This is a genomic window from Kitasatospora sp. NPDC048722, assembly GCF_040650235.1.
Taxonomy (GTDB): domain Bacteria; phylum Actinomycetota; class Actinomycetes; order Streptomycetales; family Streptomycetaceae; genus Kitasatospora.
The window spans coordinates 33087-56275 of sequence record NZ_JBEZGX010000059.1 but is presented as its reverse complement, the minus strand read 5'-3'; the positions used below and the strand labels follow the sequence as shown (position 1 = coordinate 56275).

23 protein-coding genes are annotated in these 23189 nt (G+C 72.8%); 5 read left to right on the top strand and 18 right to left on the bottom strand.

The features are described from left to right. Nucleotides 1–52 precede the first annotated feature (52 nt). From AB0C76_RS32845 to infC, 12 genes are all read right to left on the bottom strand, one after another. The gene (locus tag AB0C76_RS32845) at nucleotides 53–1144 is read right to left on the bottom strand and encodes a substrate-binding domain-containing protein (protein WP_359972607.1); all 1092 of its coding nucleotides are present in this window, start codon (nucleotides 1142–1144) and stop codon (nucleotides 53–55) included. A gap of 250 nt (nucleotides 1145–1394) precedes the next feature. Further along, nucleotides 1395–2231, bottom strand: coding sequence for a chitosanase (locus AB0C76_RS32840; protein ID WP_359972605.1), 837 nt, complete (start codon nucleotides 2229–2231; stop codon nucleotides 1395–1397). Between the two features lie 108 nt (nucleotides 2232–2339). Next, a complete protein-coding gene (locus AB0C76_RS32835) occupies nucleotides 2340–3302 on the bottom strand; it encodes a hypothetical protein (RefSeq protein WP_359972603.1) in 963 nt (320 codons plus the stop codon). Continuing rightward, nucleotides 3299–4228, bottom strand: coding sequence for an ABC transporter ATP-binding protein (locus AB0C76_RS32830; protein ID WP_359972601.1), 930 nt, complete (start codon nucleotides 4226–4228; stop codon nucleotides 3299–3301). The genes AB0C76_RS32835 and AB0C76_RS32830 overlap by 4 nt, the downstream gene beginning before the upstream one ends. After that, nucleotides 4225–4662, bottom strand: coding sequence for a GntR family transcriptional regulator (locus tag AB0C76_RS32825; RefSeq protein WP_359972599.1), 438 nt, complete (start codon nucleotides 4660–4662; stop codon nucleotides 4225–4227). Before AB0C76_RS32825 ends, AB0C76_RS32830 begins: the two co-directional genes overlap by 4 nt. A gap of 157 nt (nucleotides 4663–4819) precedes the next feature. After that, the gene (pheT, locus tag AB0C76_RS32820) at nucleotides 4820–7321 is read right to left on the bottom strand and encodes a phenylalanine--tRNA ligase subunit beta (RefSeq protein ID WP_359972597.1); all 2502 of its coding nucleotides are present in this window, start codon (nucleotides 7319–7321) and stop codon (nucleotides 4820–4822) included. Then, a complete protein-coding gene (pheS, locus tag AB0C76_RS32815) occupies nucleotides 7321–8442 on the bottom strand; it encodes a phenylalanine--tRNA ligase subunit alpha (RefSeq protein ID WP_359972595.1) in 1122 nt (373 codons plus the stop codon). The genes pheT and pheS overlap by 1 nt, the downstream gene beginning before the upstream one ends. A 259-nt stretch (nucleotides 8443–8701) precedes the next feature. Then, entirely contained in the window at nucleotides 8702–9805 is a 1104-nt protein-coding gene (locus AB0C76_RS32810) for an ATP-binding protein (protein WP_359972593.1), read from the bottom strand. 108 nt (nucleotides 9806–9913) lie between these two features. Beyond that, nucleotides 9914–10780 carry an RNA methyltransferase gene (locus tag AB0C76_RS32805; protein WP_359972591.1) on the bottom strand — a complete coding sequence of 289 codons (867 nt, stop codon included), beginning with the start codon at nucleotides 10778–10780 and terminating at the stop codon, nucleotides 9914–9916. 127 nt (nucleotides 10781–10907) lie between these two features. Next, nucleotides 10908–11303 carry a 50S ribosomal protein L20 gene (gene rplT / locus AB0C76_RS32800; RefSeq protein ID WP_030055649.1) on the bottom strand — a complete coding sequence of 132 codons (396 nt, stop codon included), beginning with the start codon at nucleotides 11301–11303 and terminating at the stop codon, nucleotides 10908–10910. 109 nt (nucleotides 11304–11412) lie between these two features. Continuing rightward, nucleotides 11413–11607, bottom strand: a complete 195-nt coding sequence (gene rpmI / locus AB0C76_RS32795) for a 50S ribosomal protein L35 (RefSeq protein ID WP_030286227.1) — start codon at nucleotides 11605–11607, stop codon at nucleotides 11413–11415. A gap of 142 nt (nucleotides 11608–11749) precedes the next feature. After that, on the bottom strand, nucleotides 11750–12484 hold the full coding sequence (infC, locus tag AB0C76_RS32790; protein ID WP_359972614.1) for a translation initiation factor IF-3: 735 nt from the start codon (nucleotides 12482–12484) through the stop codon (nucleotides 11750–11752). A gap of 516 nt (nucleotides 12485–13000) precedes the next feature. On the opposite strand from infC, the gene AB0C76_RS32785 reads away from it, so the two are divergent. Continuing rightward, complete coding sequence (locus tag AB0C76_RS32785) at nucleotides 13001–13375, top strand: DUF1844 domain-containing protein (protein WP_359972590.1); 375 nt, start codon at nucleotides 13001–13003, stop codon at nucleotides 13373–13375. A 54-nt stretch (nucleotides 13376–13429) separates the two neighbouring features. Here AB0C76_RS32785 and AB0C76_RS32780 read toward each other — a convergent pair whose 3' ends face one another. Next, on the bottom strand, nucleotides 13430–14203 hold the full coding sequence (locus AB0C76_RS32780; RefSeq protein WP_359972588.1) for an SseB family protein: 774 nt from the start codon (nucleotides 14201–14203) through the stop codon (nucleotides 13430–13432). 91 nt (nucleotides 14204–14294) lie between these two features. On the opposite strand from AB0C76_RS32780, the gene AB0C76_RS32775 reads away from it, so the two are divergent. The 3 genes from AB0C76_RS32775 (at nucleotide 14295) to AB0C76_RS32765 (ending at nucleotide 17174) form a co-directional block, all read left to right on the top strand. Continuing rightward, nucleotides 14295–15515, top strand: a complete 1221-nt coding sequence (locus AB0C76_RS32775) for an alanine racemase (RefSeq protein WP_359972587.1) — start codon at nucleotides 14295–14297, stop codon at nucleotides 15513–15515. A gap of 58 nt (nucleotides 15516–15573) precedes the next feature. Beyond that, nucleotides 15574–16002: a hypothetical protein gene (locus tag AB0C76_RS32770; protein WP_359972585.1), complete on the top strand. Its 429-nt coding sequence runs from the start codon at nucleotides 15574–15576 to the stop codon at nucleotides 16000–16002. Between the two features lie 248 nt (nucleotides 16003–16250). Beyond that, nucleotides 16251–17174 (top strand): lytic polysaccharide monooxygenase, encoded by a 924-nt coding sequence (locus AB0C76_RS32765; protein ID WP_359972583.1) that lies wholly within the window; start codon nucleotides 16251–16253, stop codon nucleotides 17172–17174. A gap of 132 nt (nucleotides 17175–17306) precedes the next feature. On the opposite strand, the gene AB0C76_RS32760 is transcribed toward AB0C76_RS32765, so the two are convergent. From AB0C76_RS32760 to AB0C76_RS32750, 3 genes are all read right to left on the bottom strand, one after another. Beyond that, nucleotides 17307–18500, bottom strand: a complete 1194-nt coding sequence (locus AB0C76_RS32760; RefSeq protein WP_359972581.1) for a DUF2510 domain-containing protein — start codon at nucleotides 18498–18500, stop codon at nucleotides 17307–17309. Between the two features lie 112 nt (nucleotides 18501–18612). Further along, a complete protein-coding gene (locus tag AB0C76_RS32755; RefSeq protein WP_359972579.1) occupies nucleotides 18613–19413 on the bottom strand; it encodes a 3-oxoacyl-ACP reductase in 801 nt (266 codons plus the stop codon). A gap of 5 nt (nucleotides 19414–19418) precedes the next feature. Beyond that, a complete protein-coding gene (locus tag AB0C76_RS32750) occupies nucleotides 19419–20804 on the bottom strand; it encodes a glutamine synthetase family protein (protein WP_359972577.1) in 1386 nt (461 codons plus the stop codon). A gap of 158 nt (nucleotides 20805–20962) precedes the next feature. Between AB0C76_RS32750 and AB0C76_RS32745 the strand changes: the two genes are divergently transcribed. Beyond that, entirely contained in the window at nucleotides 20963–21691 is a 729-nt protein-coding gene (locus AB0C76_RS32745) for a gamma-glutamyl-gamma-aminobutyrate hydrolase family protein (protein ID WP_359972575.1), read from the top strand. A gap of 74 nt (nucleotides 21692–21765) precedes the next feature. On the opposite strand, the gene AB0C76_RS32740 is transcribed toward AB0C76_RS32745, so the two are convergent. Next, nucleotides 21766–22515 carry an SGNH/GDSL hydrolase family protein gene (locus tag AB0C76_RS32740; protein WP_359972573.1) on the bottom strand — a complete coding sequence of 250 codons (750 nt, stop codon included), beginning with the start codon at nucleotides 22513–22515 and terminating at the stop codon, nucleotides 21766–21768. A gap of 13 nt (nucleotides 22516–22528) precedes the next feature. Continuing rightward, nucleotides 22529–22996 carry an acyl-ACP desaturase gene (locus AB0C76_RS32735; protein WP_359972612.1) on the bottom strand — a complete coding sequence of 156 codons (468 nt, stop codon included), beginning with the start codon at nucleotides 22994–22996 and terminating at the stop codon, nucleotides 22529–22531. Nucleotides 22997–23189 lie beyond the last annotated feature (193 nt).

Sequence of the window (23189 nt, the reverse complement as noted above, 5' to 3'; positions counted from 1 at the left end):
GCCCGCACCGGTCTCCCGGTGCGGGCGCGCCGCTTTCGTGCGCCGGCTCCGACTACTGGACCCCGGCCGAGGCGCAGGCCGCCGCGAACTGCTGGGTGCAGATGTCGGCCGCCTTGTAGAGGCCGCCGCCGACCACCGTGGCCTCGACCTTCGCCTTGGTCACCACGATCGGGGTGAGCAGCAGCGAGGGGATCTGCAGCCCGTTGCTGGAGGTGAGCGAGGTCGCGGTCGTGCTGATGTCCATGCCCTCGGCGAGCTGGACGGCGATGCTGCCGGCCGCGTCCGTCTCCGGCTTGTACGGCTTGTAGATGGTGTACGCCTGCTCGCCGGTGAGCACCCGGCGCACCGCGTCGATGGACGCGTCCTGGCCGCCCACGGGGACGTTCTTGATGCCCGCGGCCTTCAGGGCGTCGATCACGGCGCCGGCCATGCCGTCGTTCCCGGCGTAGACGGCCTGGATGCCGTCCTTCCCGAGGCTCTGGATGGCCTCGTTCATCTTCGCCGCGGCGACGTCGGTCTTCCACTCGCCGGACTGCTCGTAGGCGATCTTCTTGACCTTGCCGTCCATCGCCCGGTGCGCGCCCTCCTTGAACTGCGCGGCGTTGGGGTCGGACTCGGCGCCGTCGATCATCACGACGTTGGCCGAGGAGGCCTTCGGGCCGAGCGCGTCGAGCAGCGACTGGCCCTGGAGCTCGCCGGTCCGCTCGTTGTCGAAGGACACGTACGCGGCGACCTTGCCCTGGGCCAGCCGGTCGTAGGAGACGACCTTGATGCCCTTGGCGTTGGCGGCGTCGACCCACGGCGCGGTGACCTTGGCGTCGACCGGGTCGAGCAGGATGACCTTCACGCCCTTGGCGACCAGGTCGTCGAACTGCTTCTTCTGGGTGATCGCCTCGCCGCCCGCGTTGGCGTAGTCCAGGGTGCACTGGCCGCAGAGGCCGGTCACCGTCTGCTGGATCAGCGGCTTGTCGAACGCGTCGTAGCGCGTGGAGGAGGTGTTGTCCGGCAGGAGGAGACCGATGGCCTCGCCGCTTCCGCCGGAGGCCGGCTTCTGCGCCGCGCCGGTCTGCCCGCAGGCCGCGAGGGTGAGTGCGAGCGACACGGCGGCCGTGCCCGTGGCCGCGAGACGCATGGCTCTGTTCATGTTCGGTGGTGCCTCCTGTACTGCGCCGCGGACGGTGCGGCAGGGGAGGGAGTCAAGCCCCACCGGGCGAATGCGTCAATAAGGGAAGGAGACTTCGTTATCCCACATGCTCGATTCGTTACGGGATGAACAGGACTTTCACACTTTCGAAGATCGAATTCGGGGGCCGGTATTGATAATTCAGGGGACTTATTAATTAGGAACGAGCGCGCGGCGGACCGGGGGCATCCACCCCCGGCCCACCAGGGGCTCAGCTCGCGATCGAGTAGCTGTCGCCGTAGACCTTCCAGCGCAGCGGCGGGTTGAGGTCGAAGTTCCCCGCATTGAGGAAGACCGTCTGCTCGGTGTCGACCCTGCTGGTGTCGGAGTGGGCCTCCTCCTTCTTCATGACCACCTTGCGGGCCTCCAGGAACGCCTTGATGTAGGTGGCCTCGTCGCCCCCCTGGGCGGGGGTCCTGGCCTTCTTCATGGCCGCGGCGCGAATGCCGCCGAAGCTGTCGGACCCGTTTCCGGGGCCGTGCATGACGATGGCGTCGTAGTAGGCGAACTGGCCGAGCGCGCGCAGCCCGTCCGCCTTGGCCTGGCCGACGGCGGGGTTGAAGTAGACCCGGTCGCGCTCGTCGTTCTGGGCCTGCTGGAAGACCGGGTCCTTGGCGGCGGCGGCCCAGTCCTTGACGAACGGGGTGCCGAGACCGGCGTGCGAGGCACTGCCGTTGACCTTCTTCAGCGCGGGGAGGTACTTGGCGAGGACGTTGCCGGGCTTGAGCGCGGTGTAGTGCTGGACGAGGTCGAGCATGTCGCCCGTGCCGGAGCAGAACCCGATGATGCCGGCGGTGTAGCCGCGTCCGTCACCGATGTCCTCGATGTACTTGTATTGGGCCTTCCAGTCCAGCGAGGAGTTCTCCGCACTCGACACCAGCTGCATCGCGATGTCCTTCTTGTGCGGGTCGTCGAGTCCGACTCCCTTGAGCTGGACGGCCGCCGCCGGCGCGGCGCCGGCGGCACCGGCTGCGACGACTGTGGCGGGTGCGGCCACCAGGGCGGCGGCGAGGGCTATGCCGAGGGCACGGCGGGACTGAGGACGCATGTGCACGCTCCGTTTCCCGTGAGGGTTAGGAAACTTTCCTAACGAGAAATTAGCGCCCAACAGCCCCGCTGCCGCAAGGGTTTTGACACATCCTCCTCAACTTCTCCGTCAGACGGCCCGGCGGCGCACCCACCACACCGCCGCCGCGCAGGCCGCGATCCCCAGGGCCAGCATCCAGCCGGCCTCGATGAACTGGAACGGCCAGAAGCGGTCCGCCGGCTGGTACACCTGGTGCGCGGTGTAGCCGCCGTCGTGCACCAGCTTCTGGAGCTGGGCGAAGTCCCCGTGGCTGTAGAACTCGTCGTTGGAGATCCGGTTCCCGGCCGGGTCCGAGAACCAGACCTCGCCCAGCCAGCGCCCGTCCAGCGCCATCGCCCGCATCGTGTGCACCGGCTCCTCCAGCGGCTGCTGGTAGTGGAAGCGGAACGCCCCGGCGACGAAGGGGAGCGCGACCGAGGCGGCCAGACCGACGCCCACCGCGACCACCGTGCGCCGCAGGACCGCGCCGGCCAGCACGGCCACTCCGAACGACACGACCACGCGGCCGACCATCACCGGCCACGTCTGGATGAAGATGTCCGGGCTGAAGCCCCCGTCCCCGAGGGTCAGCGGTGCGCTCCACCACCGCAGCAGCACCCCGAACAGCGCCGCCACCAGCACCAGCACGCCGCCCACCAGGGTGACCGTGCCCGCCGTCCACCGGGAGCGTCCCGCGCCCTGGGTCCACGCGAAGCGGACCGTGCCGTGCTCGAACTCCCTGGCCAGCAGGGGCCCGCCGACGAAGGCGCCGAACGCGCCGCCGAGCACGTAGACCACCGGCTCGATGGCCAGCAGCGAGGCGCCGTACTCGTGCAGGAAGGTCTTGTACCGGGCCACGCAGGCGTCGGTGGCCGGATCGCACGAGGTGGCGCCGCTGCGCTCCAGGCCGGCGTGGACGTACCAGCCGTGCAGCAGCAGTGCGAGGGCGAGCGCCGCCATCACCGTGAGCAGGGTCAGTACGGTCGTCCGGTGGCGCAGCCCGGCCGCCCGCAGGACGGCGGACCGGGGCGGAGCGAGGGTGGTGGCACTCACGGCAGCAGCGCTTTCTCGTTCGGGCGGACGGCCCCGAGCGGGCCGGGGAGGGCGGAGGCGGTCGGCTCGCGCAGGTAGGCGATCACCAACTCCTCCAGGCCGACGCGCTGTTGGCGCCAGCCGTCGGAGACCGGGGCGTCCAGTCCGCCGGTGCGGACCAGCAGGTGGGACTGGACGCCGGCCCGGCGGTCACGGACCACCGGCAGCCGCTCGGCGACGGCGTCCGCCTCGGCGGTCGGGCCGGTGAGCATCCGGTGGCCGGCCAGCAGGTCGTCCACCTCCCCCGCCACCTGGACCTGGCCGCCGCCGAGCACCACCAGGTAGTCGCAGCTCTGCTCCAGCTCGTTGACGGCGTGCGAGGAGAAGACCACCGAGAGGCCGTCCTCGGCCACCGCGGTCAGCAGCACGGCCATGAAGTCGTGCCGGGCGAGCGGGTCGAGCGCGGCCAACGGCTCGTCCAGGAGCAGGAGTTCGGGCCGCTTGGCGAGCGCCAGGGCGAGCGAGACCTGGGCCTGCTGGCCGCCGGAGAGGCGCCCGTACCTGCGGTCCAGGGGGATGCCGAGGCCTTCCAGGTGGGTGCGCGCCCGGTCGGCGTCCCAGCGGCGGTTGAGGTGGCGGCCCATCGCAAGCAGGTCACGCACCCGCAGGCCCGGGTAGAGCGCGGCGTTCTGGGCCACGAAGCCGATCCGGTCCAATGCCCTTGGGGAGCCGGGGAGTTGACCGCCGAGGACGGTCATCGCGCCCGCGCTGGGCAGGGTCAGGCCGGCCGCCAGGCTGAGCAGCGTGGTCTTGCCGGCGCCGTTCGGGCCGACCAGGGCCACGACGTGCCCGGCCGGGACGGCGAGGTTGCAGTCCCGCAGCGCCCAGGAGCGGCGGTAGCGCTTGCCCAGTCCGCCGCAGTCGATCACCGTGTCGACGGCCGTCACGCCACCACCCCGTCCCGGCCTTCACGCAGGTCGCGCAGCGCGTCCTCGAACACCGCGGCCATCCCCCCCTCGTCCAGCCCGGCGGCCTGTGCCGAGCGCATCCAGTCCAGCAATCCCCGCCGAAGCGCCGCCCGTTCGCGCAGCGGCACCACCCCGGCGGGCAGCCCGCGCACGAACGTGCCCTGTCCGCGGCGGCCCGCGGCGAGTCCCCGGTGCTCCAGCTCCCGGTACGCCTTGAGCACGGTGTTGGGGTTGATCGCCAGCCCCGCCACCACCTCCCGCACCCGCGGCAGCCGGTCCCCCTCCGTCAACCAGCCCATGCGCAGAGCCTGTTCGACCTGCTGCACGAGCTGGAGGTAGGTCGGGACGCCGGAGGCCGGATCGAGGCGGAACTCGATCGGCGAGGGCCGTTCATCGCCTTTATCTACTTCCATAGGTAAAGAGATAAGCGACGAGGTGATCGATCGTCAAGTCAGGAAGGTCGGAAGAGCCGGAAGAGCCCGGAGAGCCGGCAGGCACGCCGGGCGAACGCGAGAGGGCCCCGCCCCGGACCTCGCGGTCCAGGACGGGGCCCTCTCGGGCGCTACGGGATCAGGCCCCGCGCAGCACCGCTCCCGTACGGGTGACGGCCTCGGCGACGGCGGCCTCGCGGGCGGCCGTGGCCTCGTCGGCGGTCAGGGTGCGGTCGGCGGCGCGGAAGCGCAGCGCGTAGGCCAGCGACTTCTTGCCCTCGCCGACCTGTTCGCCGGTGAAGACGTCGAACAGCCGGATGGCCTCCAGCAGTTCGCCCGCACCGGTGCGCAGCGCGGCCTCCACGTCGGCGGCCGGGACGGCCGTGTCGACGATCAGCGCGACGTCCTGGGTCGCCACCGGGAAGCCGGAGACGGCCGGGCCGCTGACCTTCTCGGCACCGTCGGCGGTGAGCAGGTCGACGTCGATCTCCATCGCGGCCGTGCGGGCCGGCAGTCCGAGCGCCTTGACGACGCGCGGGTGCAGCTCGCCGGCGTGGCCGACGACCCGGTCGGTGCCCGCGACGACGAGCTCGGCGCAACGGCCCGGGTGCCAGGGCGCCAGCTGGCCCTGGCGCACGGTCAGCTCGACGCCGGCCGCGCGGGCCACCGTGCGGGCCGCCTCGACGGCGTCCGCCCAGGAGGCCTGGGCGCCGGCGCCCCACCAGCCGGAGGGCATCCGCTCACCCGCGAGGGCGACCGCGACCCGGCGCGGCTGGTCCGGCAGCGCGGCGTCCAGCGCGGCCAGCTCCTCGTCGCTCGGGCGCCGGTCGACGGCCGGGCGCGGGGCCACGGTCAGCTCGTCCTTGGGCAGGAAGACCGTGCCGGTCTCGTAGATCGCCAGGTCGGTGTTGCCGCGGCCGACGTTGCGGCGCAGCGCCCCGAGCAGGCCCGGCAGCAGCGTGGTGCGCAGCGCCGGCTCCTCGTCGTTGAGCGGGTTGACCAGCTTGACGGTCCGGCGGCGGCGGTCGTCCGTCTCCAGGCCGAGCGCCTCGAAGGCGGGCTCGCCGAGGAACGGGTAGTTGTTGACCTCGACGTAGCCGGCCCCGGCCAGCGCGACGCCGATCCGGCGGTGGACGCGCTGGGCCTCGGTCAGGCCCTTGCCCGGCGGCACGTTGGGCATCCGGGCGGGGACGTTGTCGTAGCCCTCCAGCCGGATGACCTCCTCAGCGAGGTCGTACGGGTCGGTGAGGTCGGGTCGCCAGGTCGGCGGGGTGACCTCCAGGACGTCGGCGCCCGCGACCGAGCAGCCGATCTCCTGCAGGCGCCGGGTGACGGTCTCGCGGCCGTACGCGGTGCCGGCGACCCGGTCGGGCAGGTCCGCGGCGATGGAGATGGTGCGCACCGGGTGCGGCGCGGCGATGTCGGTGACCCCGGCCTCGGCGGTGCCGCCGGCGATCAGGACCAGCAGGTCGACGGCGCGCTGCGCGGCGGCACGGGCGGCCTCCGGGTCGACGCCGCGCTCGAAGCGCTTGGACGCCTCGGAGGGCAGCTTGTGCCGCTTGGCGGAGCGGGCGATGGAGACCGGGTCGAAGTGCGCCGCCTCGATGATCACCTCGGTGGTGCCCGGACCGGCGGCCGGGTCGAGGATCTCGGTGGAGGCGCCGCCCATGACGCCGGCCAGGCCGATCGGACCGCTGTTGTCGCAGATCAGCAGGTCCTCGGCGGCGAGCTTGCGCTTGACGCCGTCCAGGGTGGTGAGGGTCTCGCCCTCGGCCGCCCGGCGGACGGTGATCGGGCCGTCCACGCGCTGCTTGTCGTAGGCGTGCAGCGGCTGGCCGACCTCCAGCATCACGTAGTTGGTGATGTCGACGGTCAGCGAGATCGGGCGGATGCCGGCCTTCTGGAGGCGGCGCTGCAGCCAGATCGGGGACTTGGCGTTCGGGTCCACGCCGACGACCGTGCGGGCCACGAAGCGGTCGCAGCCGGCCGGGTCGTTGACCTTGACCAGGTAGCCGAAGGAGTTCGCCGGCGGCACGTCGAGCAGCGCCGGGTCGGCCAGCGGCAGCCCGTAGGCGGCGGCGGCCTCGCGGGCCACGCCGCGCATGGACAGGCAGTAGCCGCGGTCCGGGGTGACGGCGATGTCGAGCACCTCGTCGACGAGCTGGAGCAGCTCGATCGCGTCGGTGCCGGGCTCGAACTCCGGCGGGAGCACGAGGATGCCGCCGTGGTCGTCGCCCATGCCGAGCTCGCGGGTGGAGCAGATCATGCCGGCCGAGGTGTGGCCGTAGGTCTGGCGGGCCGCGATCGGGAACGGGCCGGGCAGCACGGCGCCCGGGAGCACGACCACGACCTTGTCGCCGACCGCGAAGTTGGTCGCGCCGCAGACGATCTCCTGCGGCTCGCCGGTGCCGTTGGCGTCGCCGACGTTGACGAAGCAGTGCCGGATCGGCTTCTTGAAGCCGGACAGCTCCTCGATGGAGAGCACCTCGCCGACCACCAGCGGGCCCTTGAGGTCGCCGCCGAGCTGCTCGACGGTCTCGACCTCCAGGCCGGCCCGGACCAGGCGCTCGGCGACGTCGCGACCGGTCTCGCCGGCCGGCAGGTCGACGTACTCGCGCAGCCAGGAAAGCGGGACGCGCATCAGATCTCCATCCCGAACGGGAGGGTGAAGCGCACGTCACCCTCGACCATGTCGCGCATGTCGGCGACGTTGTGACGATTCATCAGGATCCGCTCCAGGCCCAGGCCGAAGGCGAACCCGCTGTAGCGGTTCGGGTCGACGCCGCAGGCCACCAGCACGCGCGGGTTGACCACGCCGCAGCCGCCCAGCTCGATCCAGCCCTCGGAGGAGCAGGTGCGGCACGGGCGGTCCGGGTTGCCGACGCTCTCGCCGCGGCACACGAAGCACTGCAGGTCGATCTCGGCGCTCGGCTCGGTGAACGGGAAGTACGAGGGGCGCCAGCGCAGTTCGAGGCCGGTGCCGATCAACTTCTCGACCAGCACCTCGATGGTGCCCTTGAGGTCGGCGAAGGTGATGCCCTCGTCCACCGCGAGGCCCTCGACCTGCCGGAAGACCGGGGTGTGGGTCGCGTCCAGCTCGTCCGTGCGGTAGACCCGGCCCGGGCACACCACGTAGACGGGGGGCTCGCGGTCGAGCATGGTGCGGGCCTGGACCGGGGAGGTCTGGGTGCGCAGCACCACGCCGGAGTCGGCGGAGCCGTCCGGAGCCTGGACGAAGAAGGTGTCCTGCATCGAGCGGGCCGGGTGGTCCGGGCCCAGGTTGAGGGCGTCGAAGTTGAGCCACTCGGCCTCGACCTCGGGGCCCTCGGCGACCTGGTAGCCCATCGCGACGAAGGTGTCCTCGATGCGCTCGGCCAGCGTGGTCAGCGGGTGGCGCGCGCCGCGCGGGGTGCGGTCGTAGGGCAGCGTGACGTCCACCGCCTCCTCGACCAGCACACGGGCGTCGCGCTCCGCCTCCAGCTCGGCCTGCCGCTTGGCGAGGGCCTGGTTGACGGCGCCGCGGGCCTGGCCGATCAGCTTGCCTGCGGCGGCCTTGGCGTGCGGGGGCAGGGCGCCGATCTCGCGGTTGGCGAGGGAGAGCGCGGAGCGGTCGCCGGTGTGGGCGACCTTGGCCTGCTTCAGCTCGTCGAGCGTGCTGGCGGCGGCGAAGGCGGCGACGGCCTCGTCCCGCGCCTGCTCCACCACCTCGGGCTTGAGGGCCTCGACCTCGACCGGGTCGTACGACTTGTTGGGTGCCGACATCTCTATCTTTCCCGTGCTCCTGCTCGTCCGTGCTCAGGTGATTGGGCTCGCCTTTGCGATACGCCCGGCATGGCCGGGGCACGGGCAGCCGTTTCTCCGTACGACGGGGAAGAGGGGTGTCCGCGGCACGACCGCGCAGGGCGTCCCACAACGCCAAAGGTCGAGTGTAGTCGCAGCGCGTTGCGCGGCTGCCGTCAAGCCCGTCCGGCGGGACTCCGGCGCCCTGTCAGAGGATGCTGTGCTTGTCGTTCGTTCTCTTTCAGAGCATGAAGTCCGGAACGCCGGCGGGCAGGATAAATCGGAACCGGGCGCCGCCGCCGGGCGCGCGGTCGACGCGGATCGAGCCGCCGTGGGCCTCCACGATGCCCTTGACGATGTAGAGGCCGAGGCCGGTGCCGCCGCGCTTGGAGCCGCGCCAGAAGCGGGTGAAGACGCGCGGCATCGACTCCTCGGGGATACCGCTGCCTTCGTCGCTCACGGTGACCGCTGTGCCTTCCACGATGCGGGGCGGGGTGCCGGAGCGCTCCCAGACGGGTGCCTCGACGACCTCCTTGGCCGGTGCCACCTCGATCGTGACAGTTCCCTCGCCGTGCCGCACGGCATTTTCCAGCAGGTTGGCGAGCACCTGGTCCACCTTGTCCGGGTCCGCCCACAGCACGGTCAGCGGCTCGGTGATCCGGACGTCGAAGCGCTCCTCGGGGATGCCGGTGGCCACCTTGCGCTCGACGTGCCGGCGCACCGCCGCGGCCACGTCGACGACCTGCTTGCGCAGCTCCAGCCGGCCCGCGTCGATCCGCGAGATGTCCAGCAGCTCGGCGATCAGCCGGGTGACCCGGTCCGCGTCGGCGTCGACGGTCTCCAGCATGAGCCGCTTCTGCCCGTCGGTGAACCGCTCCCACTTGGCCAGCAGCGTCGCGGTGAAGCCCTTGACGCTGGTCAGCGGCGAGCGCAGCTCGTGCGCGACGGTGGCGATCAGCTCGGCGTGGCTGCGCTCGGTGCGCCGCCGGTCCTCGGTGCCGCGCAGGGCGATCACCAGGCGCTCCAGGGGCCCCAGCGGCACGGCCCGCACGTAGCGGGCGGAGACGAGCACCTCCCGGCCGCCGGGCAGCAGCAGGTTGCGCTCGGGTTGGCCGGTGCGGATCGCGAGGCCGCCGTACGGGTCGGTCAGCTGCCACCAGCGGCGCCCGTCGAGGTCCTCCAGCGGGAGGACGTCGTCCAGGACGCTGCCGACCGCGGCCTCCGGGGGCACGCCGGTGATCCGGGCCGCGGCCCGGTTGAAGCGGACCACCCGGCCGAGCGCGTCGGCGACCACCAGGCCGTCCGGCAGGTCGTCCGGGTCGAGCTCGGGCCCGTTGCCGACCATGGGTGTCCTCCCCGATTACCCACCGTGCCGTTCCCCCCACCGAGGCAGACCCTAGCGCCTCCATGCCCCCGGTAGTAGGGCCTGGCGGGTGGATCGTGCGGGGTGCCGTCAGCCGTTCGAGCGACAGCCGCCGGGCCCGCGCTGCGCCCGGGCCGAGGCGTAGAGGCAGACCGCCGCCGCGGTGGCCAGGTTGAGGCTCTCGGCGTGTCCGTGGATCGGGACGCGCACGACCTCGTCGGTGAGCGCGCGGGTCTCTTCCGGGAGCCCCCACGCCTCGTTGCCGAACACCCATGCGCCGGGCGCGCCCAGGGTGCCCTCGTCGAGCTCCTGGTCGAGGTCCCGCTCCCCCGCGCCGTCGGCGGCGAGCACCCGGATCCCGGCCGCGCGCAGCCGCCCGACCGCCTCCTCGACCGGCACGCCGACGGCGACCGGCAGGTGGAACAGGCTGCCGACGGAGGCCCGGACGGCCTTCGGGTTGTACAGGTCCACGGAGGCGTCGGTGAGCACCACGGCGTCCGCGCCGGCCGCGTCCGCGGTGCGCAGCACGGTGCCGGCGTTCCCGGGGTCGCGCACGTGGGCGAGGATCGCGACGAGCTTCGGGCGGGCTGCCAGGACGTCGGCGAACGGGGTGTCGATGAAGCGGCAGAGCGCGACGATGCCCTGCGGGGTCACCGTGTCGCAGATCTCGGCGATCACCTCGTCGGTCGCGGTCAGCACCGCCAGCCCCTCGTCCAGCGCGGACTCCACGATCCCGGCGTGCCGCTCGGCGGCCTCCGGGGTCACGTAGACCTCGACCACCGCGTGCTCGCCCGAGCCAGGCAGCCGGCCGTACGCGACGGCCTCCCGGACGGCCTGCGGGCCCTCGGCCAGGAAGCGGCGCTCCTTGGTGCGCTGGTTCCGCTTGGCGAGCCGGCGGGCGGCGACGACGCGCGGCGAGCGCAGGGAGGTCAGCAGGGGGGTGTCGGTGCTCGGCATGGTCTCGTTCTCTGGGGCTCTGTGAAGGGGGCGCTGAGGGACGGGGGCGCTGAGGACGTGGAAAACGCAGAACCGGACCCGCAGGAGAGCCTGCGGGTCCGGTCGGAGCTCAACCGATCCTGGAGGATCAGGCGGCGTCGGCGGCGGCCTTCGGGGCGTTCACGTCGGCCGGCAGCGCCTTCTGGGCGACCTCGACCAGGGAGGCGAACGCACCCGGGTCGTTGACGGCCAGGTCGGCCAGCATCTTGCGGTCGATCTCGACGCTGGCGGCCTTCAGGCCCTGCACGAAGCGGTTGTAGGTGATGCCGTTGGCACGGGCCGCAGCGTTGATGCGCTGGATCCACAGCTGACGGAAGTCGCCCTTGCGCTTCTTGCGGTCGTTGAAGTTGTAGACCAGCGAGTGGGTGACCTGCTCCTTGGCCTTGCGGTACAGGCGCGAACGCTGGCCACGGTAGCCGCTGGCGCGCTCCAGGATGACCCGGCGCTTCTTGTGGGCGTTGACTGCCCGCTTGACGCGTGCCACTTGATTACTCCTTGGGTTGGACCACGGACTACTTCACGCGGTCCGTCATTCGAATGGGTCGGGAAGGATCAGCTGCCCCGCACACGGCTCGCGCCGGGCGGGAGGGCGATCACTTGCCGAGAAGCTTCTTGATCTTCTTGGCGTCAGCGGGGGCCATCTCGACGGTCCCGGCCAGCTTGCGGGTCAGCGTCGAGGGCTTGTGCTCCAGGAGGTGGCGGCGGCCGGCGCGCTCGCGCAGCACCTTGCCAGAGCCACTGATCTTGAAGCGCTTGCTGGCGCCACTGTGCGTCTTCTGCTTCGGCATTTCGCCGTATCTCCTCGTCGGTCCCGTCCACGCCCGCGTGGTGTGCGCCACGCGGGCGTGAACTGGATGGATCTGCGGTGACCGGGCGGGGCGCCCCGTCACCGTGGGGGGCCGGTCTCCCGGGCGCCCTGGCCGTGAAGGCTCAGGCGTCCTGGGAGGCCTCGGCCGGCTGCTCGACCTCGGCAGCGGCCTCGACGTCGGCCTCGACGGCCTCCGCCTCGACGGCCTCCGCCTCGGCAGCGGCGTTCTCGGCCTCAAGCGCTGCGTCCTCGTCCGCGGCGGCGGCGTCGGAGCCGGTGGTCCGGCCCAGCCGCTCGGCCTTGCGGGCGTCCGCGAGGGCGCGGGCCTCGGCCATCGCCTCGGTCTTCTTCTTGTGCGGACCAAGAACCATGATCATGTTCCGGCCGTCCTGCTTCGGCGAGGACTCGACGAAGCCCAGGTCCTGGACGTCGTCGGCGAGCCGCTGCAGCAGACGGAAGCCCAGCTCGGGGCGGGACTGCTCACGACCGCGGAACATGATCGTGATCTTGACCTTGTCGCCCTGCTTGAGGAACCGGACGACGTGACCCTTCTTGGTGTCATAGTCGTGCGGGTCGATCTTCGGCCGGAGCTTCATCTCCTTGATGACCGTGTGCGCCTGGTTCTTGCGCGCCTCACGGGCCTTCATGGCCGACTCGTACTTGAACTTGCCGTAGTCCATGAGCTTGCACACCGGCGGCCGGGCGGTCGCCGCGACCTCGACCAGGTCGAGGTCGTACTCCTGCGCAAGCTCCAGCGCCTTGGCAAGCGGCACGATGCCGACCTGCTCGCCGCTGGGACCGACGAGTCGCACCTCCGGAACGCGAATCCGGTCGTTGATGCGGGGCTCGGTGCTGATGGGGCCTCCTCGGTTGCACCTTCTGCGATGCGGCCGTCGGACGGCGGTCGCACGTAGTGGACTCGACCACTGGGCGGGGCTTCATTCGTGCTGCGCTGCCGGGCACCTGCTCGGCACCGTCTGCACCCGCGACACGAAAAAAGCCCCGCTCGGTACAAGCGGGGCTCCACACAATCCGGGGGCGGCGCCCGGTGAGGGGCACTGCGGCGACTCGGCGCCGTGGCGCCCGTCGCGGACCGGGACCCGTCGACCGTGAGGCCGATCAGGTGGGAGACTTTCGCGGTTGCCCTCTCGGGCCTCCTGGGTGGAGCCTCCACTTGCTGGCCAGGCGCCCATGCGGGATCCCGGCCGGTCAGTCTCGAAGCATACAGCGCCGGGGGGTCGAACGCCATTCCGCCCCGGTGCACCCCGCGTTTCCGTGCCTTCCACGCGCGCGCACCGCACTTCTCGGCGCGTTCCGGGGCCCTTGTACGCTCCAGGTGTACACGGACACCGGCACGACGGAACGAGCCCCCCTTGAGCAGCGAGCCCACCCAGAACCCCGGCGCGGACGACGCGATCGGCTTCGACGACCTGACCCGGGACATCGCCGAGGTCCCCGCCGTCGAGGTGATCACCACGGTCGCCGTGCACCTGATGAGCGCCGCGGCCGTCAAGTGCGGCCTCGCCGAGGGCGGCGACAAGGACAAGGACCTCGACGAGGCCCGCAAGCTGATCACCGCGCTCGCCGGGCTGGTCACCGCCGGCGCCCCGGAGATCAGCAACTTCCACGCCGCCCCGCTGCGCGACGGCCTGCGCTCGCTGCAGCTGGCCTTCCGCGAGGCCTCCATCGTGCCGGACGCGCCGGGCACCGGGCCGGGCGAGAAGTTCACGGGGCCGGTCTACTCCTGAGCGCGGTTTCCCCGAGGAGCACCCACCGACGTCGGTAGGTGCTCCTCGGTCTTTCTACCGCCGGTACAGCGGCTCCCCCGGCAGCTGCGCGCTCGCCGGCAGCACCGCCAGGTCCAGGCCCCGGTCCAGCCGGACCCGGAGCACCGGGTCCGCCGCCACCGCGCGGCCGACCCGCTGGGCCGCCGCCTGGACGCCCGCCTGGTCCAGCTCCGGGTCGAACACCACCGCGAGCACCCCGTCCGAGCCCTCCCCGGGCCCCAGCAGGCCGGACACCACCTGCGGCTGGTCCGCCAGCAGCGCCCGCACCGCCTCGCGCACCTCGGGGTCGCGCAGCGGCGGCAGGTACGGCCGGTTCTCGGCGAGCGCCCGCAGACGGGCGCCGGTCAGCTGGTACGGCACCGGGCCGGCCGGGTCGATCAGCAGGGTGTCGGCCTTCTCGGAGTAGGCGACCATCGCCGCCTGGGGGGCCGCGACCGGCGCCGGGCGGGCGTCGGCACGCCAGCGGGCCAGCGTCTCGAGTGACGTGAACGCCGGCAGCGCGCGGCGCCCGTCCGGGGCCTCCAGCACCGGCACCGCCATGTCGCTGCTCTTGTCGTGCTTGTGCCCGTGCTCGTCCACCTCGACCTCGCCGAGCAGGGCGACGATCGGGACCATCAGCCGGGTCGGGGTGAGTGCCGTCAGCACCTCGGGGTCGGCCGAGCGGTCCTGCGACCAGCGGGCGAGCGCCGCGGTGAGCGCCGCGTCCGCCGTGCCGTCGTCGTCGCCGAAGCCGGGGTTCGGAATGCTCTTGCCGACGAACGCCGGGTTGGAGAAGTCTTTGCGGTCCACCCGACCGACCCTATGCCACCCCGTCCCGGGAGCCGCACAAATCCGCACGCGCCCCCTACCCACGGGTAGCCGGGTGTGGCAGCCTGCGCGCATGGTGATGCTCGAACCCGCTCCCAGCGCCACCCCGGTCTCCGACCGCGCCCGGTACGACCGGGCCACCGCACACCTGGACGGGCCGGTCGCCGTCGTCGACCTCGCCGCCTTCGACGCCAACGCCGCCGATCTCGTGCGCCGCGCGGGCGGCAAGCCGATCCGGGTCGCCAGCAAGTCGCTGCGCTGCCGCGCCCTGCTGGAACGCGCGCTCGCCACCGACGGCTTCGCCGGGGTGATGAGCTTCACCCTCGACGAGTCGCTCTGGCTCGCCCGCACCGGCCTGCGCGACATCCTGCTCGCCTACCCCTCGGCCGACCGCGACGGCTTCGCCGCGCTGACCGCCGACCCGGAGCTCGCCCGCGAGATCACCGTCGTCCTCGACGACCCCGCCCAGCTCGACCTGATCGACAAGGCCCGCGCCGGCGACGCCGAGGTCCGGGTCTGCCTGGAGCTCGACACCGCGCTGCACCTGCTCGGCGGACGCGTCCGGATCGGCGCCCGCCGCTCGCCGCTGCGCACCCCCGAGGACCTCGGCACCTTCGCCGAGGCCGTCCAGCGCCGCCGGGGCTTCCGGGTCGTCGGCCTGATGGCGTACGAGGGGCACGTCGCCGGGGTCGGCGACCGGGTGCCCGGACGGCCGGTGCGCTCGCGGGTGATCCGGCTCATGCAGACCAGGGCCCGCACCGAACTCGCCGAACGGCGCGCGGCCGTGGTCCGGCGACTGCGTCAGGTCACCGAGCTGGAGTTCGTCAACGGCGGTGGCACCGGCAGCGTGGAGAGCACGGTGGCCGAGCGCGCCGTCACCGAGGTGGCCGCCGGCTCCGGGCTGTACGTGCCCCGGCTGTTCGACAACTACCGGTCGTTCCACGGCCGTCCGGCCGCACTGTTCGGCCAGCCGGTCGTCCGGCGGCCCGGCGTCGGCGTGGTGACCGTCCTCGGCGGCGGTTACGCCGCCTCCGGCCCGGCGGGCCCCGACCGCTCCCCGACCCCGTACCTGCCCGAGGGTCTGCACTACGACCCGACGGAGGGCGCGGGCGAGGTCCAGACCCCGCTGCTCGGCGCCGCCGCGGACGACCTGCTGATCGGCGACCGGGTCTGGTTCCGGCACGCCAAGGCGGGCGAACTGTGCGAACGCTTCGCCGAGCTGCACCTGATCGAGGGCGACCGGGTCGTCCGGACGGTCCCGACGTACCGGGGCGAGGGGAGGACGTTCCTCTGACGCCTCGTCCGGTTCTGCCCTACCGTGGTGCCGACACGACGAACCACGAGGGGACGCCATGGAAGCCGAGATCGTACAGCAGATGGTGACGTCGGGTGCCTCGTCGCTCGCCGGGCTGATGGCCACCGCGGCCTGGCAGCAGGTCAGTTCGCGGGTCTCCCGGATGTTCGGGCGCGGCGAGGAGGACGAGGCGACGACCGCCGAGCTGGAGGTGATCCGGGCCGAGGTGGTGGAGGCCGGCGACGACGAGGACGCACTGGCGGACCAGACCGCCGCACTGCGGGTCCGGCTGCGTCGGCTGTTCCGCGACCACCCGGAGGCCGCCGACGAACTCCGCGCGATCATCGAAGAGTTCACGCAGGACTCCCACGCACCGGCGTCCACGGTGTACCACAACAAACTCAAGGACATGACGGTCCACGGCAACGTCATCCAGGCCGGCAAGATGGTCCAGTCCGAGACGATCAACGGCAACCTGAACTTCTGAGTCCGACCTTTCCGGAGCCTTAAGCAGGCCCGATGGAACACCTAACCCCGGTGTCCCGTCGGGCCTTTGCGCTGCTCGTGGACATACAGTCCGTCAATAACCGTATGAAGCAGCGCTATTGCCATATGGTCCAGACCAATCCTACGCTCTGCCCGGGGGTCCGCGATCCGGGCCGCGGCTCCCGAACGGGCAGGCGTGTCCGCTCCCCCCACACCCGCCCGGAACGACGGTCGAGGAGTTCCCACCCCATGTCCATCAAGCGAAGTGCCCTGTCCGTCGGCGCCGTCGGCGCCGCGGTCCTCGCGATGGCGGCGGCCACCGCCGGCACCGCCAGTGCCCACGGCACGATGACCGGGCCCGTCAGCCGGGTCGCGGCCTGCTACGCCGAGGGTCCCGAGCACCCCGTCTCCCAGGTCTGCAAGGACCTCGTCGCGGCGAGCGGGACCCAGCCGCTCTACGACTGGAACGAGGTCAACATCGCCAACGCCAACGGCAACCACCAGGCGCTGATCCCGGACGGCAAGCTCTGCTCGGCCAACCGCGACAAGTACCAGGCCCTGGACTGGCCGCGCACCGACTGGCCGGCCACCGCCGTCAGCGCGGGCGCCTTCACCTTCCAGTTCCGCACCACCGCGCCGCACGTCGGCACCCAGACCGTCTACATCACCAAGCAGGGCTACGACCCCACGAAGCCCCTCAAGTGGTCCGACCTCGACCCGACGCCGGTGGCCCAGGTGCAGGTGGACCGCACCGCCACCAACGGGTACTACACCTACCCGGGGACGCTGCCGCAGCGCACCGGCCGCCAGCTGCTGTACATGATCTGGCAGCGCAGCGACAGCCCGGAGGCGTTCTACAGCTGCTCGGACGTCGACTTCGGCAAGCCCGCCGCGGCCGGCGGCGCGCCGGTGTCCGCGCTCGCCGCGCAGGCCCCGGCCGCGCCGAGCGACGCGCAGATCGCCGCGGACGCCCCGAAGTCCACGGTCGCCCACCACGGCCACGGCGGCGACCCCAACTCCCCGGCCGGGATCGTGGTGCCGACCGCCTCCGCGGCCGTCGGCACGTCGGCCACCGGTCCGCTGCTGCTCGCCGGCGCGGCGGCGATCGGCGTCGGCTGGGCCGGCATGGTGCTCCGGCGCCGTCGTGTCGAGGCTGTTCGACGCGACTCCTGAGGGCCGGATGCGGGGCCGGACCGGCCCACCCCCGTCCGGTCCGGCTCCCCGCGTGCGAAGTGAGCGAACGGCGGCGGCCCACCCGGGAGGTTCCGGGTGGGCCGCCGCCGGTGCGTGAGGAGTCGCCGCCGCTCAGGTGGCGGTGGTGGTGGTGCCCGTGCCCGGGTCGCCGGAGCCACCGGTGCCGCCGGAGCCACCGGTGCCGCCGCCGGGCAGCGGGATCGAGGGCAGCTTGCCCTTGTAGTCGCCGATGCCCTTGACGATGGTGTCCATCACGGCGGGGTCGGGCGCCTTGTCGGCGATGTCGAAGCCGAAGTGCACCGAGACCAGGCCGGTGCCGTCGGCGGACGGGAAGACCACGGTCTGCACGTAGCCGTTGTTGCCGGTGGGCGCGTCGACCTTCCAGCGGACGAGGTAGCCGCTCTTGCCGTTCACCGTGACGGCCTCGGACTTGAGCTCCTGGTGGCCGGTGATGTCGCCGTAGGCGTCCTTGGCGGCCTGGGTGATGTCGCTCTTGGCCGCCGCCTGGACGTCCGTGGCGCCGTCGATGTGGCCGGTGTTCACGCCGCCGAGGGTGCAGGTGCCGGTGCCGCCGCCCGCGCACGTGTAGCTGCCGACGCTCATCGACGCGAAGCCGTCGCGGGTGCTGCCGGCGTCCCAGCCGGACGGGACGGGCAGGGTGATCCGGTTGACCAGGTCGATCGCGCCGCCGGAGCCGGGGCGGGTCTTGCCGTTGCCGCCGGAACCACCGGAACCGTTGCCGCCGCTGCCGCCCTTGCCGCCGCCGCCCTTGCCGTTGCCGCCGCCGGGGCCCCCGCCCCCGGGGCCGCCGTCGCCGCCGAGGCCGGGGAAGTCGTTCCACGGGCCGTTCTCCCAGGGCGCGGCCTGCGGCTTCGCCGCGCGCTGCGTGCGGTCGCCGTGGCCGTCCATCGCGAGGTACGTCACCCCCGAGCCGACGCCCAGGCCGACCAGCGCCGCCACGACGGTCGCCACGACCAGCTTGGAGGGCTTGCGCCGGGCCTTGGCCGGCGGCGGCACCGCGGCGCCGTACGCGGCACCGAAGGGCGGCGGCTCCGGGTAGCGGACCGTCCCGCTCTCCAGCACCTCGCCCTCCAGCACCGCCGGCCCGCCGTCCGCCGCCGCGGGCTCCTCGGCCGTCCCCGGCCCCGGAGCGTCGGCGGCCGGGGGCTCCGGCGGCGGCGCGTCCGAGGGTGCGGGCCGGGTGCTGGCCGTCCAGCCCTTGCCGTCCCACCAGCGCTGCGGCCTCGGGTCGCTGCTGGTGTCCTTGGGGTCCGGGTACCACCCGGCAGGAATCTGCTCACTCACACCAGAGAATGTAAAGGCAGCCGGATAAACGCGAAATCAGCACAAGCGCGAATTCCCGGGCTTCCGGATGAAATTACGGTGAGAAGCGCCCCGGGCGGCCCGGCGGAGCGGTCTACAGCGGTGTGACGTACGCCCCGGAGATGCCGCCGTCGACCAGGAACTCGCTCGCGGTGATGAACGACGAGTCGTCACTGGCCAGGAACGCCACCGCGGCCGCGATCTCCTCCGGGCGGGCGAACCGGCCCAGCGGGACGTGCACCAGGCGGCGCGCGGCCCGCTCCGGGTCCTTCGCGAACAGCTCCCGCAGCAGCGGGGTGTCCACCGGTCCCGGCGACAGCGCATTCACCCGGATCCCCTCCCGCGCGAACTGCACGCCCAGCTCGCGGGACATCGCGAGCACCCCGCCCTTCGAGGCGGTGTAGGAGATCTGCGAGGTCGCCGCGCCCATCCGGGCCACGAAGCTCGCGGTGTTGATGATCGAGCCCCGCCCGTGCCGGCGCATGTAGGGCAGCGCCGCCTTGCAGCACAGGTAGACGGAGGTCAGGTTGACCTCCTGGACCCTGCGCCACGCCTCCAGGCCGGTGGTCAGGATCGAGTCGTCCTCCGGGGGCGAGATGCCCGCGTTGTTGAAGGCCACGTCGACGCTGCCGCACGTCTCGTAGGCCTCGTCGAACAGTGCCTCGACCATGTACGGGTCGGTGACGTCGGTGTGCACGAACAGGCCGCCGACCTCCTTCGCCGCCGCCCTGCCGCTCGCCTCGTCGAGGTCCGCGCACACCACCTTCGCGCCCTCGGCGGCCAGCCGGCGCGCCGCGGCCAGGCCGATGCCGCTGCCCGCTCCGGTGATCACGGCGGTGCGGCCGACCAGGCGTCGGCAGACCACGTCCTCCTGCACGGAACCCTTCCCGGTCATCGGCCTCACATCCGTTCGAAGGAGCGGTAGCGCTCCCAGTCGGTCACGGCGCCGTCGTACGCGGACTGCTCTACCCGGGCCATGTTCAGGTAGTGCTCCACCACGTCGTCGCCGAAGGCCGTCCGGGCGAGCTCGCTGCCGGCCCACAGGCCGGCGGCCTCGCGCAGCGAGCCCGGCACCCGGGCGTACTCCTCGACGGCGTACGCGTTGCCCAGGCACGGCGCGGGCAGCTCCAGCTTCCGCTGGAGGCCGTGCAGGCCGGCCGCGATCATCCCGGCCACCGCGAGGTACGGGTTGACGTCCCCGCCGGGCACCCGGTTCTCCATCCGCAGGCCGGGGCCGTGACCGACCACCCGGTAGGCGCAGGTCCGGTTGTCCCGGCCCCAGGCCACCGCCGTCGGCGCGAACGAGCCGGGGCGGTACCGCTTGTACGAGTTGATGTTCGGCGCGTACAGCAGGCTGAACTCGCGCAGCGCGACGAGCTGTCCGGCCAGGAAGTGCCGCATCGTGTCGGTCATCCGACCGTCCCGGTCCGCGAACGCGGGCGCGCCGACGGCGTCCCGCAGCGACAGGTGGATGTGACAGCTGTTGCCCTCGCGCTCGTCGTACTTGGCCATGAAGGTGAGCGCGCATCCCAGCTGGGCGGCGATCTCCTTCGCACCGGTCTTGTAGACGCTGTGCTGGTCACAGGTGGTGAGGGCGTCGGCGTAGCGGAAGGCGATCTCGTGCTGACCGAGGTTGCACTCGCCCTTCGCCGACTCGACGGTCAGGCCGGCGCCCGCCATCTCGTTGCGGATGCGCGACAGCAGCGGCTCCACCCGGGCCGTGCCGAGCATCGAGTAGTCGACGTTGTACAGGTTCGCCGGGGTCAGGCCGCGGTAACCGCCCAGCCAGGCCTGCTCGTAGGTGTCCCGGAAGACCAGGAACTCCAGTTCCGTGCCGATGTCGGCGGCCAGCCCGTACTCGGCCAGGCGCGCGATCTGGCGGCGCAACAGCCGGCGCGGCGCCGCGTCCACCGGGTGGCCGCCGTGCCGGGCCAGGTCGGCGGTGACCTGGGCGGTGCCGGGCTGCCACGGGGTCAGGCGCAGCGTGGCGAGGTCGGGGCGCATCGCGAAGTCGCCGTAGCCCGTGGCCCAGGAGGAGAACGCGTAGCCGTCGACGGTGTTGAGGTCGACGTCGACGGCCAGCAGGTAGTCGCAGGCCTCGGCGCCGTTCTCGACGACCTCGTCGAGGAAGAACCGGGCGGCGAACCGCTTGCCCTGCAGGCGGCCCTGCATGTCGGTGAAGGCGAGGGCGACGGTGTGCACCTCGCCGGCGTCCACCAGGGTGCGCAGTTCGTCCAGCGCGAGCGGAGCCCGCGGCGGCCCGCCGGCGGCGGCGTTCTCGGACATGGCGACGGAACCCTTCTCCTCGATCACTCTTCGAGATCAGGCGGTCACAGCGAACCGTACGGCCTGCGGCTCGCGGGGCGGAAGAGGGCGGGCGGGTGTGGCGCGCCGGGATCCGTGGTTGACGTGGGAAGGGACGTGACGGGTGCAGAATGCGCGCCATGGATCGCAGGCCTTTCATCGGCGTCAGCACCTACGTGGTGGACGCGAGCTGGAGCGACTGGCGGGGCCGCCGGGTGGCACTCGTGCCCGAGCGGTACACCGCCTACGTCCAGGACTCCGGTGGCATCGCCGTCCTCCTCCCGCCGGACGCCCCGGAACGCGCGCCCGACGTCCTCGCGCGGCTCGACGCCCTCGTCATCGCCGGCGGGCCGGACCTGGACCCGGCGTACTACGGCGCGGCGGCGCACCCGCGCACCGAAGTCGACTCGCCGGAGCGGGACGTGTGGGAGGTCGCGCTGCTGCGCGGCGCGCTCGCGGCGGGCATGCCGCTGCTGGGGATCTGCCGGGGGATGCAGGTGCTCAACGTCGTGTGCGGGGGGACGCTCGTCCAGCACCTGCCGGACGTCGTCGACGTGGACGTGCACAACGGCTCGCCGGGCACGTACGGGACGCACCTGGTGCGGCCGGTGCCCGGAACGCTGCTGGGCGGGCTGCTGCCGGAGAGCGAACTGGAGGTGCCGACCTTCCACCACCAGGCGGTGGACCGGGTCGGGGCCGGCCTGCGGGTCTCGGCGCACGCGCCGGACGGCACGGTGGAGGCGGTGGAGGGGCCGGGGTTCACGCTGGGGGTGCAGTGGCACCCGGAGCAGGGCGACGACCTGCGGGTGATGCAGGCGCTCGTGCGGGCGGCGACGGCGGCGCAGTTGGACGCCGTCGTGTTGGCGTAGCGGCAACTCACCTGCTGCGGCGGCGCTTTGGCGCCCTCCCCGCGCCCCGGACGCGAGGCGCGGGGATCCGCCGGTCAGCTGGGCGCGGGGACGGGGGTCCGGATCTGCGCCGCCGCCTCCAGGAGGGTGGGGAGCATCCGGGTGGCGTGGGCGGCGTAGCCCGCCGGGGACGGGTGGACGCCGTCGGGGCTCAGGAGGGTGTCGGCCCGGTCCCGGAACTCGGGGCCCGACGTGGGGGCCAGGTGGGCACCGGTACGGGCCGCGGTGCGGGTGTGGATACGGGCGAGGCGGCCGGAGCGGACGTGGCCGATCCAGCGGGCCGGGCGGCGGAAACCGGGAGCGTGACCGGGGTCGGGGCACGGCACGACGACCAGTTCCCAGCCGGCCTCCCGCAGCGCCTGCGCCAGGTGGGCGAAGCGGCGGGCGGCCCGGCCCAGCGGCGCGGGCAGCAGGACGTCGTTCCCGCCGACGATCAGCACCGCGATCCCCGGCCGCAGCCGCGCCGCCCGCAGCACCTGCCGGCCGACCGCGGCCGTGGTGGCACCGGCCCGGGCGTGGACGCGCAGGAGGACCGGGCGGCCGGTGCCCTCGGCGAGGCCCCGGGCGAGCCGGGCGCCGAGGGTCTGGCCCGGATGGCGGGCGCCGACGCTCTGGGCGAGCGAGTCGCCGAGCACGAGCAGCGTCAGCGGCCGGTCGTCGCCGGGGGCGGCGGGCTCGGTGGGCTCTGCGGATTCGTACCGCCCGTCCGGCGCGGGGACCGACCAGTCGGCGGGCGGGCGGCGGAACACCAGGCGGGCGTAGAGCCGGGCGAGGGGGAGGGACATCGGGGCTCCGGGTTCAGGCGGCGGTGAGCACGACAGCGGCGTTCTGGCCGCCGAAGCCGCTGGAGACGGACAGGGCGGTGGGCACGGCGAGGGCCTGGGCACGGCGCTCGACGAAGCGGGCGGCCCGGGCGTCGAGGCCTTCGAGGTGCTCGGCGATGCGCTCGCGGGCCTGCTCGCCGGCGGGGCCGAGCCCGCCCCGGTCGAGGACCTTGAGCGCGCGCAGCAGTCTCCAGTGGTAGCCGGGCAGGTTGTCCTCGGTGAGGAGGTTGACGACGAGGGCGGATCGCACGGCGGGGCCGATCGCGGACTGCTCGGGGCGCCAGGGCTCCCCGCCGAGCGGACCCTCGAAGTCCCGGCCGAGGCTCCAGGGGACGTACTGGTGTGGGAACCACTCGCGCGCCGAAGAGAGGTGACGGTTCATCAATTCTTCTGCGGTTGATTCGAGTTCGACGAGCCAGCGGACGGGTCCCGCGGTAGCGATCTTCACGGGGCATGATCGTCGCGGACCCGCACGGCGGGGTGCAAGCCGCGTTCACTCGGCTGGGTGGCACGCCCACTCGGATTGACCAAGGTCCGCGCCGAGGGCATTGCGAAGGTCGTCTGTGGGGCGCTCCGGCGGGAACGACAACGGTCACCAGTACAGCCTTTGGATCTTTGTCGATTCTGCGGTTCAC

Coding starts and splice junctions, on each gene's coding strand:
- pheS (WP_359972595.1), bottom strand. CDS start 8,442: ATGTCGGCACCCAACAAGTCGTACGACCCGGTCGAGGTCGAGGCCCTC.
- AB0C76_RS32755 (WP_359972579.1), bottom strand. CDS start 19,413: ATGACCGGGAAGGGTTCCGTGCAGGAGGACGTGGTCTGCCGACGCCTG.
- AB0C76_RS32770 (WP_359972585.1), top strand. CDS start 15,574: ATGGAAGCCGAGATCGTACAGCAGATGGTGACGTCGGGTGCCTCGTCG.
- AB0C76_RS32745 (WP_359972575.1), top strand. CDS start 20,963: ATGGATCGCAGGCCTTTCATCGGCGTCAGCACCTACGTGGTGGACGCG.
- pheT (WP_359972597.1), bottom strand. CDS start 7,321: ATGCGCGTCCCGCTTTCCTGGCTGCGCGAGTACGTCGACCTGCCGGCC.
- AB0C76_RS32765 (WP_359972583.1), top strand. CDS start 16,251: ATGTCCATCAAGCGAAGTGCCCTGTCCGTCGGCGCCGTCGGCGCCGCG.
- AB0C76_RS32840 (WP_359972605.1), bottom strand. CDS start 2,231: ATGCGTCCTCAGTCCCGCCGTGCCCTCGGCATAGCCCTCGCCGCCGCC.
- AB0C76_RS32845 (WP_359972607.1), bottom strand. CDS start 1,144: ATGAACAGAGCCATGCGTCTCGCGGCCACGGGCACGGCCGCCGTGTCG.
- AB0C76_RS32825 (WP_359972599.1), bottom strand. CDS start 4,662: ATGGAAGTAGATAAAGGCGATGAACGGCCCTCGCCGATCGAGTTCCGC.
- AB0C76_RS32740 (WP_359972573.1), bottom strand. CDS start 22,515: ATGTCCCTCCCCCTCGCCCGGCTCTACGCCCGCCTGGTGTTCCGCCGC.
- AB0C76_RS32775 (WP_359972587.1), top strand. CDS start 14,295: ATGGTGATGCTCGAACCCGCTCCCAGCGCCACCCCGGTCTCCGACCGC.
- rpmI (WP_030286227.1), bottom strand. CDS start 11,607: ATGCCGAAGCAGAAGACGCACAGTGGCGCCAGCAAGCGCTTCAAGATC.
- AB0C76_RS32805 (WP_359972591.1), bottom strand. CDS start 10,780: ATGCCGAGCACCGACACCCCCCTGCTGACCTCCCTGCGCTCGCCGCGC.
- AB0C76_RS32750 (WP_359972577.1), bottom strand. CDS start 20,804: ATGTCCGAGAACGCCGCCGCCGGCGGGCCGCCGCGGGCTCCGCTCGCG.
- AB0C76_RS32810 (WP_359972593.1), bottom strand. CDS start 9,805: ATGGTCGGCAACGGGCCCGAGCTCGACCCGGACGACCTGCCGGACGGC.